We start from the raw sequence: 17,927 nt of genomic DNA on the forward strand, positions 1-17,927 counted from the left end.
GACGTCACTGCGAGGGTCGTGGAGGACCGGATGGCGAACAAGATCGACGGAAGCGCGATCGACCAGCTGCTGCAGACCGCCGTGCAGGACGGCGCGGTGCCGCACGTGGCGGCGATCGCGGCCGACCGGGACGGGATCATCTACGAGGGCGGCGCCGGCCCGCGGACGGTCGGCGAACCCGGCGACGTCGACACCGGAACCCAGTTCCGGATCATGTCGATGACCAAGATCATCGCCACCACGGTGGCGCTGCAGCAGGTGGAGCGGGGCGCGCTGGAGCTCGACGCCCCGGTCGACACCTACCTGCCCGAGTTCGCCGACCTGCAGGTGCTGGAGAGCGTCGACGGCGACACCCCGAAGCTGCGGCCGGCCGGGGCCCGGGCGACGGTGAAGAACCTCATCACCCACACCAGCGGCCTGGGCTACTGGTTCTTCAACGAGAAGCTCGCGCGCTTCGAGCAGGTCACCGGGACGCCCAACGTGCTCGGCGGCGCCGGGGCGTTCGGCGCCCCGCTGCTCGCCGACCCGGGCACCACCTTCGAGTACGGCATCAACACCGACTGGCTCGGCCGGGTCGTCGAGAAGGTCACCGGCAAGGGCCTGGACGTGCTGGTCAAGGAGGGCGTCACCGGCCCGCTCGGGATGAACGACACGATGTTCCTGCTCGACGACGGCCGCACGGCCAACGCCGTGACCGTGCACGTCCCGGCCGAGGGCGGCGGCTGGGCGTCGGCGGGGGAGCTGCTCCCGCAGGAACCGGAGTGGTGGGCGGGCGGCCACGGCCTCTACTCCACCCCGCGCGACTACATCCGGTTCGAGCGCGCCCTGCTGCGCGGCGGCGAGCTGGACGGCGAGCGGATCCTGTCCCAGGAGACGGTGGACGCCGCGTTCACCAACCAGATCGGCGACCTCGACTTCCCGGCCGAGATCCCGACCGCCGACCCGCCGATCACCGCGACCTTCGCGCCCGGCCCCGGGTTCAAGTGGGGCTACGGGCTGCTGCTCAACACCGCCGACGTCCCGGGTGCCCGCCGGGCCGGCACCGGGGCCTGGGCGGGGCTGTTCAACACCCACTTCTGGGTCGACCGCAGCACCGGCGTCTGCGCCTCGATCTACACCAACTCGCTGCCCTTCATCGAGGAGGGCGCGCTCACCCTCTACGGGAACTTCGAGGGCGCCCTCTACGCGGCCCTGCGGTAGCACCGCACGTCCCGGCCGCCCCCGGATCCCGGTCCGGGGGCGGCCGTGGTGTGTCCGGACCGTCCCGGCGCGCTTCCGGCGGACGCGTCCCGGCGCCGTTAAGGTTGCGCCGCACAGCGCCCGGCAGGACCGGGCCCGGTACGAACGGGGTGGGGAAGATGGAGTCGCGGTCGCAACCGGCCGTCCGGGGGACGGGGCAGCTCTCCCCGCGCAGGGACCCGGCGGGAGGATCGGTGCTGAGCCCGGCCCCGGTGACCGCATTCGCCAGCCGCGGGACGCTGATCGGCAACGGCCTGACCTGGATGGCGGCCTGGAGCCTGCGGCTCGCGCTGATCGCGGTCGGGTTCGTGCTCATCGGCTACGTGATCGGCAGCTTCTGGGTGGTCGCCTGGCCGGTGCTGCTGGCCATCCTGCTCACCACGGTGCTGCGCCCGCCGGCCGCCTGGCTGATCCGGCACAAGGTGCCACCGGCGTTGGCGTCGATCATCGTGCTGCTGGTCGGGATCGGCGCGATCACCGGGCTGTTCGTCGCGATCGCGCCGTCGGTCATCGGACAGTCCCAGCAGATCGTCGACGGGGTGATCGCCGGCCTGGCGCAGATCCAGGAGTGGATCTCCGGGCCGCCGCTCAACCTCGGCGAGGGCCAGGTCGGCGATCTCGTCGCCCAGGTCACCACGCAGCTGCAGCAGAGCGCCAGCGCGATCGCCGGCGGCGTGCTCACCGGCGTCTCGACGATCGCGTCCGGCCTGCTGGCGATCGTGCTCGCGCTGGTCCTGACGTTCTTCTTCGTCAAGGACGGCCCGCGCTTCCTGCCCTGGCTCACCTCGATCACCGGCCGCACCGCGGGCGGGCACCTGACCGAGGTGCTGTCCCGGATGTGGGCGGTGCTCGGCGGGTTCATCCGGGTGCAGGCGCTGGTCAGCCTGATCGACGCCGTGTTCATCGGCATCGGGCTGGTGCTGCTGAGCGTTCCGCTGGCGCTGCCGCTGGCGATCCTGACCTTCCTCGGCGGGTTCATCCCGATCGTCGGTGCGTTCGTCGCCGGCGCGCTCGCCGTGCTGATCGCCCTGGTCACCCAGGGCTTCACCACCGCGGTGCTGGTGCTGATCCTGATCATCGTGGTGCAGCAGGTCGAGGGCAACGTGCTGCAGCCCTTCCTGCAGGGGCAGAGCCTCAAGCTGCACGGCGCGGTCGTGCTGCTCGCGGTGACCGCGGGCGGCACACTCGGCGGCATCGCCGGGGCATTCCTCGCCGTGCCGGTCGCCGCCGTCGCCGCCGTGATGCTGCGCTACCTGGGGGAGCAGATCGACCGGCACGACCAGCGCTTCGCCGAGCACACCGCCGAGCACGCCGCTGGGTCCACCGACGGTGCTGCTGCGCTCGGGGCCGCCGAACGCCCCGCGTTCGGCGCTGCTGCCGAGTCCGCCGACGGGACTGCCGGTGAGTCCGCCGACGGTGCTGCTGACGGCTCTGCTGACGGGTCCGCCGAGAACGGCGCTGCTGACGGGCCTGCTGACGGGTCCGCCGCGGGCGGCTCTGCTGACGGGTCTGCCGAGGGGCCCGCCGGGGACGCGGCGGGCCGGAACGGCTCGGCCGGGGAACCGGACGACGGGGACACCGCCGGAACGGCCGGGAAGGCACGCCCGGGCACCGACGGCTGATCCGGCCGCCGGTCGGGACCCGGTCGCCGCGCGCACGGCTCCCGGCCGCGGTCGCCCGGACCGCGCCGGGCCGGCCCCGGTCAGCGCCGCCCGGGGAGCCGGTCGATCCCCAGCACCCGGTCCATCAGCCGGAACCGGTAGGTCACCCACAGCACCACGGACCAGGACGCCAGCGCCGGGAGCACCACCAGGAACACCGGCCACGCGGCCCCGGTCAACCCGAAGTACGACGACAGCGCCGGGGTGAACAGCACCCCGGCGAACACAACGGTCAGCGCGAGCACCAGCCAGGCCGGGCGCCGGTCGGTGACCGGGCGGGTCCAGGCCGCCAGGAACCGGTGCGGCGGCCGCAGGAACAGGATGAGCCCGAACGAGGCGAGGCCGATGAACGTCGACAGCCCGGTCTGGGCGCCGATGGTGGCGGCCGCCTCGGCGAAGCCGGTGTCCTCGCCGTAGGTGAGCCCGGTGTAGCTCTGGAACTCCGCCAGCACCTGGGCCGGCGTCCGGCCGCTGCTGAAGCCCTTGAGGATCTGCTGGTAGAGCGCGGTGTAGACGACGGTGCCGATCCCGGCGGTGACGACGGCGGCCGGGATGACGAACCGGCCCAGGCTGCCGAGCAGGTTCGGGTCCGGCTCGTCGGGTTTCGCCCACATGGTCAGGAAGAACGTCGGCACCCCCACCGTCAGCAGGGTCAGCCCGACCTGGGTCGGCGAGTAGGGGAAGCCGAGCCCGAGCATGGTGACGGCGAGGATGACCAGGCCCTGGGTGGCGACCCGGGACAGGAACACGTACATCGACAGCGCGATGCCGTCGATGACCCGCCTGCCCTCGGCGCGGGCCGGCAGCAGTGCCGAGAACGAGTCGTCGACCAGCACGATGTCGGCGACGTCGCGGGTGACCGGCGATCCGCTGCGCATCGCGACGCCCACGTGGGCGCCCTTCAGCGCGCGGGCGTCGTTCACGCCGTCGCCGAGCATCGCCACATAGCTGCCGCGGCGGCGCAGCGCGGCGACGATCCGCTCCTTCTGCTCGGGGGCGACGCGGCCGAACACCGACGTGCGGGCGACCAGACGCTCGAGTCCGGCGTCGTCGAGCCCGTCGAGCTCCGGCCCGGCGACCGGCTCGCCCGGTTCGAGACCGGCCTGCACGGCCAGCGCGGCCACCGTGCGCGGATCGTCCCCGGACAGCACCGCGACCCGCACCCCGTTCTCCCGGAACCGGGCGATGCTGTCGACGACCTCGGGACGCAGCTCGTCGGCCAGCGCGACCAGTGCGACCGGCTCCAGCCGGGGCAGCGACGGGCGCCCGTCGGCGGCCCGCAACCCGGCACCCGGGTCGGCGGCGCGGGCGAACAGCAGCACGCGCAGGCCGCGCCCGGTGCGGGCGGTCACCGCGTCCGCGGGCAGCGCGGTCTCCAGCTGCGGGGCCAGCGCGTCGGGCGCGCCGAGCACCCAGGCGCCGTCCTCGGTGACCTGCCCCGACCAGCGCAGCGACGAGGTGAACGCGATCTCGTCGCGCAGCTCCCACGGGCTCCCCGGGAGCGCCCCGGCCAGCGCGGCCGAGGTGAGGTTCGGATCGGAGACCGCCGCCGCGAACCGGGCCAGCGGCTGCTCCGGATCGGCCGGGCCGAGCGGTGCGAGCTCCTCGAGGCGCAGCGCCCCGGTGGTGAGCGTGCCGGTCTTGTCGGTGCACACGACGTCGACGTGGGTCACCGACTCGACGGCGTTCACCTGTTGCACCAGCGCCCCCCGCCCGGCGATCCGGGCGGCACCGCGGGTGTAGGCGACCGCGATCAGGAAGAACAGGCCGTAGGGCACCAGCCCGGACAGCACCGCGGTGATCTGGACGACCCGCAGCAGCGAGAAGCCCTCCAGGAACGCCTGCGCCAGGATCGCGCCGCTCATCAGGACGACCAGCGCCATCGTCAGGCGGACCACGAAGTCGATCCGGCGCTGCAGCGGGGTTGCGTCGGTGGTGGCGCGGCGGGCGTCCAGGGTGAGCCGGCCCGCGTAGGAGTCGGCGCCGACGCCGTCGGCCCGCTGCCGCGCCTCCCCGGCGATGCAGTGGCTGCCGGAGCGCAGCACGTCACCGACCGCCTTCGGGACCGGCTCGGACTCACCGGTCAGCAGCGACTCGTCGGCCTCCGCGTGCCCGGCCAGCACCGGCCCGTCGACGACGATCTGGTCACCCGCCCGGACCACCAGGATGTCGCCCGCGACGACGTCGGTGGCCGGGATCCGGATCTCGTCACCGTCCCGGACGACGGCGACGTCGGCCTCGTCGAGCAGCTGCAGGTTGTCGAGCTGGCGCTTCGCTCTCGCCTCCTGGACCGCGCCCACCACCGCGTTGATCAGGCCGAGGCCGACGCTGATCAGCGCGTCGTTGTACCGGCCCAGTACCAGCAGGATCGCGCCGATCGAGAACAGGATCGAGTTGTAGAACGAGAAGACGTTCGTCCGCAGGATCGAGGTGTAGCTGCGCGAGCCGCCGGTCACCGGGGAGTTGACCCGCCCGGCTCGGCGCTGCTCGGCGACCTGTGCGGCGCTGAGACCGCGCTCCTGCGACGTGCCTACCGTGCCGGTTGCCATCGACGTCCCCCGGGTGCTGTGCGACCGGCCGATCATGGCACCCGGTGCTGTGCGTGAGCTGGGAGGTGTCCTGTCGGGCCGGCCCGCCCCGCGCCGGGTCGGGGGCGGTGGCTCGACGGAGGCGGGCCGGCCCGGGCGACCCGGCCCGGAGGAGGATCGCGGGTCGCCGCACCCAGCGTCCGTCGGCCGGTGCGCCGCACCCGGGGGCGAAGGTCCCCCGCGGTCGTGCGCGACGGAACATCCAGTGCGGACGTACTGTTGTACGGGGCGAACCCGACACAGGAGGCCGTGAGATGACCGAGACCGCGATCCTGGCAGGCGGCTGCTTCTGGGGAGTGCAGGAGCTGCTCCGCAAGCGGCCGGGCGTCGTCTCCACCCGGGTCGGCTACTCCGGCGACCCGAACACGCCGAACGCGACGTACCGCCGGCACGGCGACCACGCCGAGGCCGTCGAGATCGTCTTCGACCCGGAGCAGATCAGCTACCGGGAGATCCTGGAGTTCTTCTTCCAGATCCACGACCCGTCGACGAAGGACCGGCAGGGCAACGACATCGGCCGCAGCTACCGATCGGCGATCTTCTACACCGACGACGAGCAGCGCCGGGTCGCCCTGGACACGATCGCCGACGTCGACGCCTCCGGGCTGTGGCCCGGGCGGGCGAGCACCGACGTCGAGCCGGCCGGCGACTTCTGGGAGGCCGAGCCGGAGCACCAGGACTACCTGCAGAAGTACCCGTACGGCTACACCTGCCACTTCCCGCGGCCGAACTGGGTGCTGCCGCGGCGGGCGGCGAGCACGAGCTGACGCTCCCACCACACGGCCGGGCCCCGGGGGACATCCCCCGGGGCCCGTTCCGTTCCCGGTCCCGTTGTGGTGCGCCGGATCAGTGGCCCTCGACTCAGCGGCCCTCGACGTGGCCGAGCACGACGTTCCCGGGATCGCGGACGACGCCGTCCCCGCCGACCGAGCCGATCCGGACGCCGCCGAAGTCGCGGACCTCGCCGCGCTCGTCGGCGATGCCGATCCGCACGCCGGAGTAGTCGACGACGACGGTGCCGGAGCTGGTGGATGCGGTCATGGTGTCCTCCCGGTGGCTGGTGGTGCGCTCAGCCTGCGCGCACCGGTGCCGCCCGGCCAGGGCGGAACGGCCCGGGCCGTCCGGCGCGGGCCGGAGGTCCCGCGCCGCACGGGCCGTCGGGCCGCTGTGCCGCGCCGCCGGACCGGCCACGGTGGCCGGGAACCACACGGACGGGAGCGGGCCATGAACGACGACGACGGCGGCGACGACGGCGGGCGGCGTCCGCGCGCGCGGGCCGGGAACGAGATCGCCGTCGGCTGGGACGGCTCGCCCGGCGCTCACGCGGCACTCGCACTGGTGCACCGGGTGCTGCCCGGCCGTCCCGTCGTGACCGTCACGGTCGGCGACGCACCCGGCCCGGACGATCCCAGCGTCGTGCGCCGGGTGATCGTCCCGGCCCCGCCCGCCGTGCCCGGGCGGATCGGGCGGGCGGTGGCGGTCGCGCTGGTCGAGGGCGCGGACGGCTGCGACCTGCTGGTGCTCGGGGCCCGCTCGACCGGGCGGGCCGACCTGCTCGGGAGCACGGCGTCGGCGGTCGTCGAGCACGCCGGGATCCCGGTGCTGGTCGCACCCGTCCCGCCCGGCACCGGCGGCGGTTTCGTGCCCGCCGAGACCCGCACGGCCGTCACCGACCTGCCGCACCCGCGGACCGCCCCCGGCGCCGCGCCCGGCGGCACCGGCCCGGTGGTGGTCGGCGTCGACGGGTCGGCCTCCGGCCGGGCCGCGCTGCGCTGGGCGGTGGCCGAGGCGGCCCGGACCGGGCGGACGGTCCGGGCGGTCCGGGTCTGGGACCCGGCGCCGCTGCCGGTGGACGCGCCGCTCGCCGGGCTGCGGTCCGCGGAACGGGCCGCGCTGGCCGCCGACGTGGCCGGCGGTCCGGTCGTCGCCGAGCTCCGGGAGGGCCGGTGGCCGCCGAGCTGTGCCGGGCGGCCGACGCCGCCGCGATGCTCGTCGTCGGCAGCCACGGCCGCGGACGGCTCGGCCGGATGCTGCTCGGCTCGGTCAGCGCCGCCTGCCTGCAGCACGCCCGCTGCCCGGTCGTCGTGCTGACCCCCGCCGCGGCCGGTGCGGATCCGGCCACCGACCGGCCGGCGGCCGCGGCACCGGCGGGCTGACCCGATCCGCTGTGCACCGTTTCACCAGTGATCCTCGTCCCGACCGGCTGTCGTGGCAGCGCATCGCGGGTACGTCTCGGTGCACCGGCCACCACCGTGGGTCGTGACGGACCGGCGGACCAGGAGATCCCGGCGAGGAGAAGCGATGCGTACAGCGGACGACCACGGGCGGTCCGGGGCGCGCCCGGCGCCCGGCCCGGCCGACCGGCTGCGGCGCAGCGCCGCCCGCTGGGAGGACCTGCTCTCGGTCGGTCTGGGCCTGCTGGTCGCGATCGGCCTGGTGCTGGCCTGGCTGGTCGGGACGGCGGCGTACGGGGCCGTCGCCGAGCGCGGCGCCGCGGAGCACTCGGAGCGGGCGGCGACCGAGGCGGTGGTCACCGAGCGGGCCGCGCCGATCGGCGACCTGCAGGCCGGGATGCAGGCCGTGACCGTCCGGTGGACCGCGCCGGACGGGACCGAGCGGACCGACCGGACGTCCACCCCCGGCCTGCACGAGGTCGGCGACCGGATCACCGTCTGGGTCGGCCCCGGCGGGACGCTGACCACGCCACCGGCCACCGCGGAGGACGCCGTCACGGTCGGTTTCGGCGCCGGTTTCATGACCGTCCTGCTGTGGGGGGTGCTCGTGCTGGGCGCCGGGTTCCTGGCGTTCCGCTGGACCGCGGGCCGGTTCGCCCGGGCCTGGGAGCTGGACTGGGCCGGCGTCGAACCGCAGTGGACCGGTCGCCGCGCCGGCTGACCGCCGGCGGCGGCCCGGGTGCGCCGCGCCGGCCGGGGGTTCCCGGCCCGCGAATGTCAGGCTGATTGACGCTCCGACCGGCCGCGGATAGCGTCCGCGGTTCGTGGACCCGAGCCCCCGGATCAGCGCCCCGACCGCCCGGCTCGCCAATCTCGACCTGAACCTGCTCGTCTCGCTCCGTGAGCTGCTGCGCGAGCGCAACGTCACCCGCGCCGCCGCCCGGATCGGGATCTCGCAGCCCGCCGCCAGCGCCGCGCTGTCCCGGCTGCGCAGGCACTTCGACGACGAGCTGCTCGCCCGCCGCCCCGGCGGCTACGTGCTCACCCCGCTCGCGTCCCAGCTGGTCGACCAGGTCGAGGGCGTCTGCTCGGCGGCGGAGCGGCTGTTCGACACCGGGCACCGGTTCGACCCGGCGACGGCCCGGCGCGGCTTCACCCTGCTCGTCGCCGACTACACGGTCGCCGTGCTCGGCCCGGCCCTGTCCTCGGCGCTGGCCGCCCGGGCGCCCGGGGTGGAGCTGCGCCTGCGCCTGGTGCGCGAGTCGTTCTCCGCCGACATCGGGGAGACCATCCGGCTGATCGACGGCATGATCGCCCCGCACGCGGTCCGGTTCGAGCGGCCCGAGCTGCACTCCACCGGGCTGTTCTCGGACCGCTGGGTGTGCGTCGTCGACCGCGGACACCCCAGCGCCGCGGCCGGCGAGCTCACCCTCGACGAGCTCGCCGCGATGCCGTGGGTGGTGCCGTTCGCGCCGGACCGGGGCATGTCCGCCGCCGCGCCGATGACCCGGCAGCTGAACCGGCTCGGGCTCGAACCGGACATCCGGGTCCGGGTCGAGAGCTACCTGTCGGTGCCCTACCTGGTGGCCGGCACCGACCGGGTGGCGCTGCTGCAGGAGCGGCTCGCCCGCCAGGTCGCCGACCGGCTCGGGCTGGCCGTGCTGGACTGCCCCGGCGAGCCGGGACCGATCGCCGAGCGGCTCTGGTGGCACACCGATCTCGACGCCGACCCGGCCCACCGCTGGCTCCGCGACGTCGTCGTCGAGATCGCGGCAGGCGTCGGGACGCCGCGCTGAGCAGGAACTATTCGTCCGGTCGATGATCCGCAGGCGGAAGCTCTATTTCCGGAGCCCCGCGTGCCGTGCCTAGCGTGTGAGCCATGCCTCATCCGCTGACCGACCTGCCGGTGCGCACCGTCGTCCGGGACGCCCCGGTCCGCGCCGGCGATCCGGCGGAGCACGCCGTGACCACCGACGTCTGCGTGGTCGGCTCCGGCATCGCCGGACTGTCGGCAGCCGTCGAGTCGGCCCGGCTGGGCCGGCGGGTGGTGCTGGTCGACGCCGCGCCGGTGCTCGGCGGGCAGATGGTCAACTCGCTGATCGGGCTGTTCTGCGGCGCCTTCGGGAACGCGCCGGAGCACCGCAGGCTGACCCACGGGATCCTGGACGGGATCTTCACCGACCTGGAGGCCGCGGGCGACCTGTTCTACCGGGTCGGACACACGGTGACGGTCGGCTACGACGAGGTCCGGCTCGGCCGGTGGGTGGAGGACACCGTCCGCGAGCACGGCATCCGGGTGCTCACCAACGCCACCCTCACCGGGGTCGAACGGGACGGCGACCGGCTGCAGGCCGCCCGGTTCGCGACCCGGTACGGCTCGGTCGAGGTCCGCGCGTCCGGCTTCGTCGACGCCAGCGGGGACGCCGCGCTGTGCTGGTCGGCCGGGCTGGCCTGCCGGCTGCCGGAACGCGAGATCTACGGCAGCCAGCAGCTCGTCGTCGAACACCTGGACACCGACGCCGCACCCGAGCCCGCCGAGCTCGCCGGGCGGGTCGCGGCCAAGGCCGCCGAGTACGGGCTGCGGCGCCGCGACGGCCTGGCGTTCTACTTCCCCGGGCGGGGGACCGCGGTGCTCAACATGACCCACATCGAGGCGCCGCTGGACCCGGTCGCGGCGGCCGACGCGCAGCTGGAGGGCAAGGCGCAGGCCGACCGGGTCGTCGGGTTCCTGCGGGCCGAGTTCCCGGAGGTGTTCGGCAAGGCCACGGTGCGCTCCTACGGCCTGCCCGGGCGGCGGCAGACCCGCTGGCTGGCCGCGGCCCACCAGCTGACCGTGGACGAGGTGCGGGCAGGCACCCGCTTCCCGGACTCGGTCGCCCGCACCGCCTGGCCGATCGAGCTGCACGACACCCCGGACGGCTACGTCTGGGAGACCTTCGGCCCCGACCACCTGCACTACGTGCCGCTGCGTTCGATGACCCCGCCGGACGCGTCGAACGTGCTCGCCGCGGGCCGCTGCGTCGACGGCGATGCGGCGGCGCTGTCCAGCGTGCGGGTGATGGGGCCGTGCGCGGCGATGGGGCACGCCGCCGCGCACGCGCTCGACCTGGCGGGCCCGGACGGCAGCGTGCACGACGTGGACGCCGCCGAGCTCACCGGCCGCATCCGGGAGAACGTCGACGACTGATCCGGCCCACCGTCCCACCACGAGGAGACCGGCAACGATGCCCAGTCCCAGCACGAGCGAACCCACCGCGGCAGGTGCGGCGTGATCCTCACCGACGACGAGCGCAGGATGCGTGACGGCGCGGACGGCCCGGCCGTCGCCGCGGCGATGGACCTGCTGATCCGGTACGCGGCCGCGCTGGACGCCGAGCGGCTGTGCACGGTGCGCAACGTCGCCGGGACGACCACCCAGCCGTCGCCGCTGAAGGCCCGGCTGGTCACCGAGGGTGGCTGGGACCGGGCGTTCTCGGTGATCAACCTGGACGCCGACGAGACACTGCCGATCCCGCCGATGGCGGTCCCGACCTGCCAGCTGCAGCAGGGGTTCGGGCCGGACTCGGCGGGCGTCGTGCCGTACCCGGCGGAGTTCGTCGCGCTGCAGAGCGACGCCGAGGTGTTCTACGGCGGGCGCGGCGTCTCGGTGCTCGCCACCTGCACCCCGTACCAGGTGGGGAACCTGCCGGTGCGCGGCGAGCACTGCGCGTGGATGGAGTCGTCCGCGGTGGTCTACGCGAACGCGGTGCTGGGCGCGCGCACCAACTGCGAGGGCACCGCGTCGACCGGCGCGGCGAGCCTCACCGGCCGGGTGCCCTGCTGGGGCAACCACCACGACGAGCACCGGCGCGGCACCCACCTGGTCCGGGTGGACACCCCGGTCGCGACGTTCCTGGACTGGGGCCTGCTCGGGTACTTCACCGGCGACGCGGTGCAGGAGGCCCGGCCGGTCGTCACCGGGGACCACGCGCTGCCCGACCTGACCGATCTCAAGCACTTCGGGGCGGCCGCGGCGTCGTCCGGCGGGGTGGAGATGTACCACGTACCGGGCGTCACCCCGGAGGCGCCGACCACCGGGGCCGCGTTCGGCGGTGCGGGCGTCCCGGAGCCGATCGTCTACGGCGCAGCGGAACGCCGGGCGACCTACGAGCGGCTCAACGACCAGGGCGGCAGCGAGGACGTCGACTTCGTGCTGCTCGGCTGCCCGCACGCCTCGCTGGACCAGATCCGCGACGCCGCCCGCGCGCTCGACGGCCGCCGGCTGCACCCGGGCACCGAGCTGTGGATCATGGCGCCGCGTGCGCTGGCCGCCGTCGCCGAGCGGTCCGGCTACACCGCGGTGATCGAACGCGCCGGCGGGCGGGTGCTCACCGACTCCTGCCCGGCGATGTCGCGGGCCGCGCCGGCGGGCACCCGGGTGTTCGCGACCGACTCCGCCAAGCAGGCCCACTACCTGCCCGCGATCCTCGGGATCGAGGCCTGGTTCGGCAGCACCGCCGAGTGCGTGGACGCCGCCGTCACCGGCCGCTGGCGGGGTGAGCTGCGGTGAGCGCGGCGCGGACGGTGCTGCGCGGGCGGACCGTGGTGCCCGGCGTCGTCGAGGGCGAGGCGCTGGTGTCGGCCGACACGATCTCCGGCTGGGGCGGCATCGATCCGGCGACCGGCACGATCATCGAGGCCCGGCATCCGCTGGCCGGGGTGTGCTTCACCGGCCGGATCCTGGTGTTCCCCGGGGCGAAGGGCTCCTCGGGCTGGTCGGGCTTCTTCCAGACGACCCGGCTGCTCGGCACCGGGCCGCTCGGAATGATCTTCACCGTCACCACCACGAAGGCCGCGCTCGGCGCCGTCGTCACCCGGGTCCCGGCACTCGCCGACCCGGACGGCGACCCGGTCCGGCTGCTGCACACCGGCGACCTGATCCGGCTGGACGCGACCGCCGGGACCGTCGAGCTGCTGAACCGGGCGGTCCCCGGATGACGCTCCCCACCACCCACGGAGGTACCCCGATGGCACGCACCACCACCGGCCGGCTGGCCGCCGCGCTGCTCGCCGCGGGGCTGGTGCTCGCCGGCTGCGGCGGGTCCGGCGGCGACGGCGGCGCCGACGGCCCTGATGAGATCACCTTCCTGAACATCCTGCCGATGGAGTCGCTCGGCTACGCGGCCGAGATGGTCGCCGACACGAACGGCCACTTCGCCGAGCACGGGCTGGACGTGAACTTCGAGGCCACCCAGGGCTCCGCGCCCGCCATCCAGACGCTGCTGGCCGGATCCGCCGAGATCTCCCGGATCGGCGACATCGAGACGATGGTCGCGGCGGGGGAGCGGGGTGCGCCGCTGGTCGCGATCGGCTCGGTGGTGCACCGCGGCCCGATCCGGATGATCTCCGCGGAGCGCGCGCCGGTCACCGAGGCCGCCGACTTCGCCGGGAAGCTGGTCGGCACGCCGTCCGAGGGCGGCACCAGCTCCATCACCCTGGACCTGGTCGCGGGCTCGGCCGGGATCCCGGCCGAGGACGTCCGCCGGCAGGTCGTCGGGCTCAGCCCGGGCGTCTTCGAGCTGGTGCAGGCCGGCCGGGTGGACGCCTTCATCGTCTCCCTCGACACCGCGATGGTGCTCGACGCCACCCGACCCGAGGCCGTCGTCTACGACCCGAACGACGCGATCTCCGCCGGCTCCCAGGTGTACGCGACGTCCGCCGCGATGCTGGACGACCCGGCCGAGAAGGACAAGCTGCGCCGCTACCTGGCCGCGATCGCCGACGCCACCCGCTTCATCACCGAGGACGAGGCGAACGGGTTCGCCGAGACCATGCGGCTGATCGGCTCCGCGTACCAGGTGCCCGCGCTGGCCGACCCGCAGGTGGCGACGGCCGCGCTGTCCGCCTATGTCGAGTCCTACAACGCCGGCGACGGGCCCACCGGGATCTCCCCGCAGCGCTGGCAGGCGACCTACGACGAGATCGCCGGGATCGGTCAGCTCCCGGCCGGCCTGGACCCGGCCGACTGGCTGGACGGCTCCGTCGCCGCGGCGGAGGCCACACCGTGACCACCACCGGGAGCGCTCGACCCGAGGAGGAGAGGGACATGACGCAGGAGACGGCACCACGCGCGGCGGGGGACCTCGCGTCCCGGGCGGTCGGGATCCGGGTGTCCGGAGTGGACAAGATCTACCCGACCCGCCGCGGCGAGGTGCACGCGCTGTCCGGGATCGACCTCGACGTCGGCCGCGGCGAGTTCGTGTCGCTGGTCGGCCGCTCGGGCTGCGGGAAGACGACGCTGCTGCGCATCCTGTCCGGCCTGCTGGCGCCCTCGGCCGGCACCGTCGAGGCGGGCGGCCGCCCGGCGTGGGTCGCCGGTCGCCGCGACGACGCCGTGTTCGCCGAGTTCGGCCTGGTCTTCCAGGAGGCGAACCTGTTCCCGTGGTTCACCGTCGCCGAGAACGTGGGCCTCCCGCTGAAGCTGCGCGGGGCCGGACGCGCGGCCCGGCGGGCCCGCGCGCTGGAGCTGTGCGCGACGGTCGGGCTGTCCGGGTTCGAGGACTCCTACCCACGCGAGCTCTCCGGCGGGATGCGGCAGCGGGCGGCGATCGCGCGGGCGCTGGCCTGCGACCCGTCGGTGCTGCTGATGGACGAGCCGTTCGGCGCACTGGACGCGCTGACCAGGGACCGGATGAACCTGGAGCTGCAGCAGATCCACGCGGTGTCCGGGGCGACCGTGGTGTTCGTGACGCACTCGATCCCGGAGGCGGTGTTCCTCGCCGACCGGGTGGTGCTGCTGACGCCCCGCCCCGGACGGATCCGGTCGATCGTGCCGGTGGGACTGCCCCGGCCGCGGTCGGCCGGTGTGGAGTCGCAGCCGGAGTTCGGGGAGATCGTCGCGGAGCTGCGGCGCGAGCTGGACCGGGAGGACTGAGGCGCGATGACGACGGTCGAGCGGGGTGGGCAGGTGCCGGAGCGGGGCCGGGATGCCGGTGGTGCAGGTTCAGGCGCTGCAGGTCCGGGCGCTGTGGGTCCGGAGCCGCGGGACGTGGATGGCCCGGGCGGCGCGGGTCCGGGCGCTGCCGGTTCGACTGCCGCGGTCGCCGCCGCGGGTGAGCCGGATCGTGCCGGTCCCGGTGCCGTGCGGGCGCCGCGCGGAACGGTCCCGGCCGGCCCGGATGCGGCGGGCCCGGACGGCGCGGGGCCACCGGGTGCGGCCGGCCCGGGCGCCGACGGTGGCGCGGGACCGGACGGGGAGTCGGTGTGGATGCGCCGGCTGCCGTGGGTCTCCGGGCCGCTGATGCTGGTGTTGCTGCTCGGCGGCTGGCAGTTCGCGGTGTCCGTGGTCGGCGTCTCGGAGTTCATCCTGCCCGCCCCGGCCGCGGTGGCCTCGGCACTGGTGCAGCTGTTCTCCGGCCCGGAGATCTGGGGGCACGTGGGGATCACGCTGTTCGAGGTCCTCGCCGGGTTCGGGATCGCGCTGGTCGCCGGTGTGACGGTCGGGGCGGTGCTCGGCCGCGTGGTCTGGCTGCAGCGCGCCGTCCAGCCTGCGCTGGTGGCGTTGCAGGTCGTGCCCAAGGTCGCGTTCGTGCCGATCTTCGTCATCTGGTTCGGGTTCGGCCCGACCTCGAAGATCATCATGGCCGCGCTGCTGGCGTTCTTCCCGATCATGCTCAACGTGATGCTGGGCGTCCGCTCCGTGGAGCGGGGGCACCGCGACGTGATGCGCGGTCTGGGTGCGGGCCGCTGGGCGACGTTCCGGAACCTGGAGCTGCCCTCCACGTTGCCCTACGTCTTCGCCGGCGCCGAGGTGGCGATCGTGTTCTCGGTGATCGGCGCGATCGTCGGGGAGTACCTCGGCGGTAGTGCGGGCCTGGGCTTCCTGGTCGTCTCCAGCCTGAACGCCCTGGATGCACCGCGGCTGTTCGCGGTGATCGTGTTGCTCGCGGTGCTGGGCTCGTTGCTCTACCTCGCGGTGACGACGGCCAAGCGGCTGGTCATCCCGTGGCACGAGTCGGTCTCCACCGGCGTGTGACCGCGCACCCCGCGCCGGCGCCGGCGCGGGCTACAGCCAGGCGTCGACGAAGAGCCGGACGGCCAGCCCGAGACCGGCGGCGGCGATCGCGATCCGCAGTGCCCGGGTGGGCAGCCGGCGCGCCAGCGGCGGACCGAGCCGGGCGCCCAGCAGCAGGCCCGCCGCCAGGGCCGGCACGGCCGCCCAGGCGACGTCGCCGAACACCGCGAACCCGACGGCGGCGACCGCGTTCGCAGCCCAGCTCAGGACGTTCTTCAGGCCGTTCGCCCGCAGCAGCGTGGTGCCCGGCAGCGTGGCGAGCAGCGCCAGCATCAACACCCCGGCGGCCGCGCCGAAGTAGCCGGCGTAGACCGCGACCGCGAACACCCCGGCGGCGACGCCCGGGCCGGGTTCGCGGGGCGCGGCCGGGCGCGGTGGCCGCAGCAGCAGTGCTGCCGCACCGCCGACCAGGAACGGCACGATCCGCTCGAAGCCGCCCTCCGGGGTGAGCAGCAGCAGCCCGGCCCCGGTCGCGCCGCCGAGCAGCGCCGGAACGACCCAGCGCCGGATCTGGGGCCCGGCCCCGCGCAGCTCCGGGCGCGACCCGGCGACCGAGCCCGCGCCCTGGAACAGCATGCAGACCGTGTTCGTGACGTTCGCGGTCGTCGCCGGGAGCCCGACGGCGAGCAGCGCGGGATAGGAGAACAGCGAGGCCAGCCCGGCGACCGCGCCGGTCAGGCCCGCGCCGATCCCGGCGACGAACAGCAGGAGCACCTGGGCGGCGGTCACCGGCCGGGGCGGGGGAGCGGTACGACGTCGACGATGTGTCGATCATATCGAGATGCGTCGCTACGGCCCCGGTACCCCGACCGGGTGACGAGCCGGTCGCGGCAGAGGCCACAATGAACCTGTCGGTTCGACGGGACGGAGAGCGGGATGGCGGGTCTGCGCAGGTCGGGGGCCGCGATCGCCCTGCTGGCGCTGGCCGCGGGCTGCTCCGCTCCCGCACCGAGCGCCGTCCCGAACATCGCCGCGGCTCCGCAGCCGGCGATCGCCCCGGGGGAGATCGCCGCACCGGCCGCGCCGGATCCGGCCGCGCCGGCCGGCCCGTGCACCGGCGACACACTCGACGTCTCCGCCACCCCGGTCCGCCCGGACGGCGACGCGGGCGTGCAGGAGCTGGTCTTCCGCAACACCGGTCCCGCGACCTGCGTGCTCGACGGCTATCCGGGTGTCTCCTTCGTCGCCGGCAACGAGGGGACCCCGGTCGGTGCGCGCGCCGCGATCGACGGGCCCCGTGCCCAGGTCCGCCTCGAACCCGGGCGGGCCGCCACCGCGACGCTGCGCGTCACCGCCACCGAGAGCTACCCGGCGGGCGACTGCGACCCCCGGGAGGTCCGCGGGATCCGGGTCGCGCCGCCCGGGGGGACCGGCGGCCGCTTCGTGCCGCGGCCCGGCCCGGTGTGTGCGGCCGAGCCGGATCCGCCGCAGGCCACCGTCGCGTCGGTGGTCGCGCGCTGAGTCGCCGGAGTCTCGCCCCGCGGCCGTCGCGCTGAACCCGGGCGGACCCGGCCCGGCCGGACGCACCGGCGCCGGTCAGGGCCCGCTCAGGCGACGGACCCCTGCCGGGAGCGGGCGGCCCGCAGGGCCCGCCCCCACCACACGAGCTGATCGGTGAGCACCCGCGCGGCCTCCGCGGCGGAACCGTCGTCGGTGAGGCCGCCCTCGTCGTCGAACAGGGTCCAGAAGTCGTGCAGGCTGACCGAGTCCCGTACCGGGGCACCGTGCAGCTCGACGAACACCGTCCGCAGGTGCTCGACCGCCCGGACGCCGCCGGAGCGTCCCCCGTAGCTGACGAACCCGACCGGCTTGGCGGCCCATTCGGCGTGGAAGGCGTCGATCGCGGTCTTCAGCCCCGCCGGATAGGAGTGGTTGTACTCCGGGGTGACCACGGCGAACGCGTCCGCGCCGGCCAGCCGGGCGCCCAGGCCGGGATCGGGGTCGCGATCCATCCGCGGTGCGAGATCGGACCCGAGCAGGTCCACGACGTCGACGACGACGTCGTCCCGCCCGCCGGCGGTGTCGGCGAACCAGCGGGCGACGGTGGGCCCGGCCCGGCCGGTGCGCACGCTGCCGATGACGACGGCGACCCGGACGGGATCGTCGGTGCCGGTCCCGGTGCCTGCCGTGCTGTTCGAGGTCAGGGTCATGACTGCTCCCGCAGGGATTCGGCGGGTGGGCTCTCCACCCGGCGCCGACGACGCTAGGAGCT

16 protein-coding genes and 1 pseudogene are annotated in these 17,927 nt (G+C 75.0%); 13 read left to right on the forward strand and 4 right to left on the reverse strand.

Annotated elements, in window-relative coordinates; translation table 11 throughout:
• Window positions 1-30: 30 nt before the first annotated feature.
• Complete coding sequence (locus ACVJO7_RS18100; protein ID WP_491673861.1) at window positions 31-1,200, forward strand: serine hydrolase domain-containing protein; 1,170 nt, start codon at window positions 31-33, stop codon at window positions 1,198-1,200.
• A 233-nt stretch (window positions 1,201-1,433) separates the two neighbouring features.
• On the forward strand, window positions 1,434-2,861 hold the full coding sequence (locus tag ACVJO7_RS18105) for an AI-2E family transporter (RefSeq protein WP_491673862.1): 1,428 nt from the start codon (window positions 1,434-1,436) through the stop codon (window positions 2,859-2,861).
• Between the two features lie 80 nt (window positions 2,862-2,941).
• Here ACVJO7_RS18105 and ACVJO7_RS18110 read toward each other — a convergent pair whose 3' ends face one another.
• On the reverse strand, window positions 2,942-5,449 hold the full coding sequence (locus ACVJO7_RS18110; RefSeq protein WP_491673863.1) for an HAD-IC family P-type ATPase: 2,508 nt from the start codon (window positions 5,447-5,449) through the stop codon (window positions 2,942-2,944).
• Between the two features lie 293 nt (window positions 5,450-5,742).
• On the opposite strand from ACVJO7_RS18110, the gene msrA reads away from it, so the two are divergent.
• Window positions 5,743-6,255 (forward strand): peptide-methionine (S)-S-oxide reductase MsrA, encoded by a 513-nt coding sequence (msrA, locus tag ACVJO7_RS18115; protein ID WP_344017562.1) that lies wholly within the window; start codon window positions 5,743-5,745, stop codon window positions 6,253-6,255.
• Between the two features lie 94 nt (window positions 6,256-6,349).
• Here msrA and ACVJO7_RS18120 read toward each other — a convergent pair whose 3' ends face one another.
• Window positions 6,350-6,529, reverse strand: a complete 180-nt coding sequence (locus ACVJO7_RS18120; RefSeq protein WP_344017563.1) for a hypothetical protein — start codon at window positions 6,527-6,529, stop codon at window positions 6,350-6,352.
• A gap of 183 nt (window positions 6,530-6,712) precedes the next feature.
• Here ACVJO7_RS18120 and ACVJO7_RS18125 point away from each other — a divergent pair.
• The 9 genes and pseudogenes from ACVJO7_RS18125 to ACVJO7_RS18165 all read left to right on the forward strand — a co-directional run bounded on the left by ACVJO7_RS18125 (window position 6,713) and on the right by ACVJO7_RS18165 (window position 15,676).
• A pseudogene (locus tag ACVJO7_RS18125) lies at window positions 6,713-7,644 on the forward strand (universal stress protein).
• 145 nt (window positions 7,645-7,789) lie between these two features.
• Window positions 7,790-8,383 carry an Rv1733c family protein gene (locus ACVJO7_RS18130; RefSeq protein WP_491673864.1) on the forward strand — a complete coding sequence of 198 codons (594 nt, stop codon included), beginning with the start codon at window positions 7,790-7,792 and terminating at the stop codon, window positions 8,381-8,383.
• A gap of 103 nt (window positions 8,384-8,486) precedes the next feature.
• Window positions 8,487-9,458 (forward strand): LysR family transcriptional regulator, encoded by a 972-nt coding sequence (locus ACVJO7_RS18135; RefSeq protein WP_491673865.1) that lies wholly within the window; start codon window positions 8,487-8,489, stop codon window positions 9,456-9,458.
• A gap of 83 nt (window positions 9,459-9,541) precedes the next feature.
• Window positions 9,542-10,849, forward strand: coding sequence for an FAD-dependent oxidoreductase (locus tag ACVJO7_RS18140; protein ID WP_344017567.1), 1,308 nt, complete (start codon window positions 9,542-9,544; stop codon window positions 10,847-10,849).
• Between the two features lie 81 nt (window positions 10,850-10,930).
• The gene (locus tag ACVJO7_RS18145; RefSeq protein ID WP_491673866.1) at window positions 10,931-12,211 is read left to right on the forward strand and encodes an aconitase X; all 1,281 of its coding nucleotides are present in this window, start codon (window positions 10,931-10,933) and stop codon (window positions 12,209-12,211) included.
• On the forward strand, window positions 12,208-12,639 hold the full coding sequence (locus ACVJO7_RS18150; protein WP_491673867.1) for an aconitase X swivel domain-containing protein: 432 nt from the start codon (window positions 12,208-12,210) through the stop codon (window positions 12,637-12,639). Before ACVJO7_RS18145 ends, ACVJO7_RS18150 begins: the two co-directional genes overlap by 4 nt.
• Before the next feature lie 29 nt (window positions 12,640-12,668).
• Window positions 12,669-13,709, forward strand: a complete 1,041-nt coding sequence (locus tag ACVJO7_RS18155; RefSeq protein WP_358488221.1) for an ABC transporter substrate-binding protein — start codon at window positions 12,669-12,671, stop codon at window positions 13,707-13,709.
• A gap of 38 nt (window positions 13,710-13,747) precedes the next feature.
• Window positions 13,748-14,575, forward strand: a complete 828-nt coding sequence (locus ACVJO7_RS18160) for an ABC transporter ATP-binding protein (RefSeq protein WP_344017572.1) — start codon at window positions 13,748-13,750, stop codon at window positions 14,573-14,575.
• Between the two features lie 333 nt (window positions 14,576-14,908).
• A complete protein-coding gene (locus ACVJO7_RS18165) occupies window positions 14,909-15,676 on the forward strand; it encodes an ABC transporter permease (protein ID WP_358488222.1) in 768 nt (255 codons plus the stop codon).
• Window positions 15,677-15,706: 30 nt separating this feature from the next.
• Here the strand turns inward: ACVJO7_RS18165 and ACVJO7_RS18170 are convergent, their stop codons facing one another.
• Entirely contained in the window at window positions 15,707-16,444 is a 738-nt protein-coding gene (locus ACVJO7_RS18170) for a sulfite exporter TauE/SafE family protein (protein WP_491673868.1), read from the reverse strand.
• 147 nt (window positions 16,445-16,591) lie between these two features.
• Between ACVJO7_RS18170 and ACVJO7_RS18175 the strand changes: the two genes are divergently transcribed.
• Window positions 16,592-17,176 (forward strand): DUF4232 domain-containing protein, encoded by a 585-nt coding sequence (locus ACVJO7_RS18175; RefSeq protein ID WP_491673869.1) that lies wholly within the window; start codon window positions 16,592-16,594, stop codon window positions 17,174-17,176.
• An 86-nt stretch (window positions 17,177-17,262) separates the two neighbouring features.
• On the opposite strand, the gene ACVJO7_RS18180 is transcribed toward ACVJO7_RS18175, so the two are convergent.
• Window positions 17,263-17,865 carry an NADPH-dependent FMN reductase gene (locus ACVJO7_RS18180; protein ID WP_491673870.1) on the reverse strand — a complete coding sequence of 201 codons (603 nt, stop codon included), beginning with the start codon at window positions 17,863-17,865 and terminating at the stop codon, window positions 17,263-17,265.
• Between the last annotated feature and the right edge of the window lie 62 nt (window positions 17,866-17,927).

The organism is Pseudonocardia sp. DxW, assembly GCF_058448985.1.

Excerpts from the sequence above, each read along its gene's own strand:
- ACVJO7_RS18140 (WP_344017567.1), top strand. The coding sequence starts at position 9,542 with ATGCCTCATCCGCTGACCGACCTGCCGGTGCGCACCGTCGTCCGGGAC.
- ACVJO7_RS18180 (WP_491673870.1), bottom strand. The coding sequence starts at position 17,865 with ATGACCCTGACCTCGAACAGCACGGCAGGCACCGGGACCGGCACCGAC.
- ACVJO7_RS18175 (WP_491673869.1), top strand. The coding sequence starts at position 16,592 with ATGGCGGGTCTGCGCAGGTCGGGGGCCGCGATCGCCCTGCTGGCGCTG.
- ACVJO7_RS18110 (WP_491673863.1), bottom strand. The coding sequence starts at position 5,449 with ATGGCAACCGGCACGGTAGGCACGTCGCAGGAGCGCGGTCTCAGCGCC.
- ACVJO7_RS18120 (WP_344017563.1), bottom strand. The coding sequence starts at position 6,529 with ATGACCGCATCCACCAGCTCCGGCACCGTCGTCGTCGACTACTCCGGC.
- ACVJO7_RS18130 (WP_491673864.1), top strand. The coding sequence starts at position 7,790 with ATGCGTACAGCGGACGACCACGGGCGGTCCGGGGCGCGCCCGGCGCCC.
- msrA (WP_344017562.1), top strand. The coding sequence starts at position 5,743 with ATGACCGAGACCGCGATCCTGGCAGGCGGCTGCTTCTGGGGAGTGCAG.
- ACVJO7_RS18155 (WP_358488221.1), top strand. The coding sequence starts at position 12,669 with ATGGCACGCACCACCACCGGCCGGCTGGCCGCCGCGCTGCTCGCCGCG.
- ACVJO7_RS18100 (WP_491673861.1), top strand. The coding sequence starts at position 31 with ATGGCGAACAAGATCGACGGAAGCGCGATCGACCAGCTGCTGCAGACC.
- ACVJO7_RS18165 (WP_358488222.1), top strand. The coding sequence starts at position 14,909 with ATGCGCCGGCTGCCGTGGGTCTCCGGGCCGCTGATGCTGGTGTTGCTG.
- ACVJO7_RS18160 (WP_344017572.1), top strand. The coding sequence starts at position 13,748 with ATGACGCAGGAGACGGCACCACGCGCGGCGGGGGACCTCGCGTCCCGG.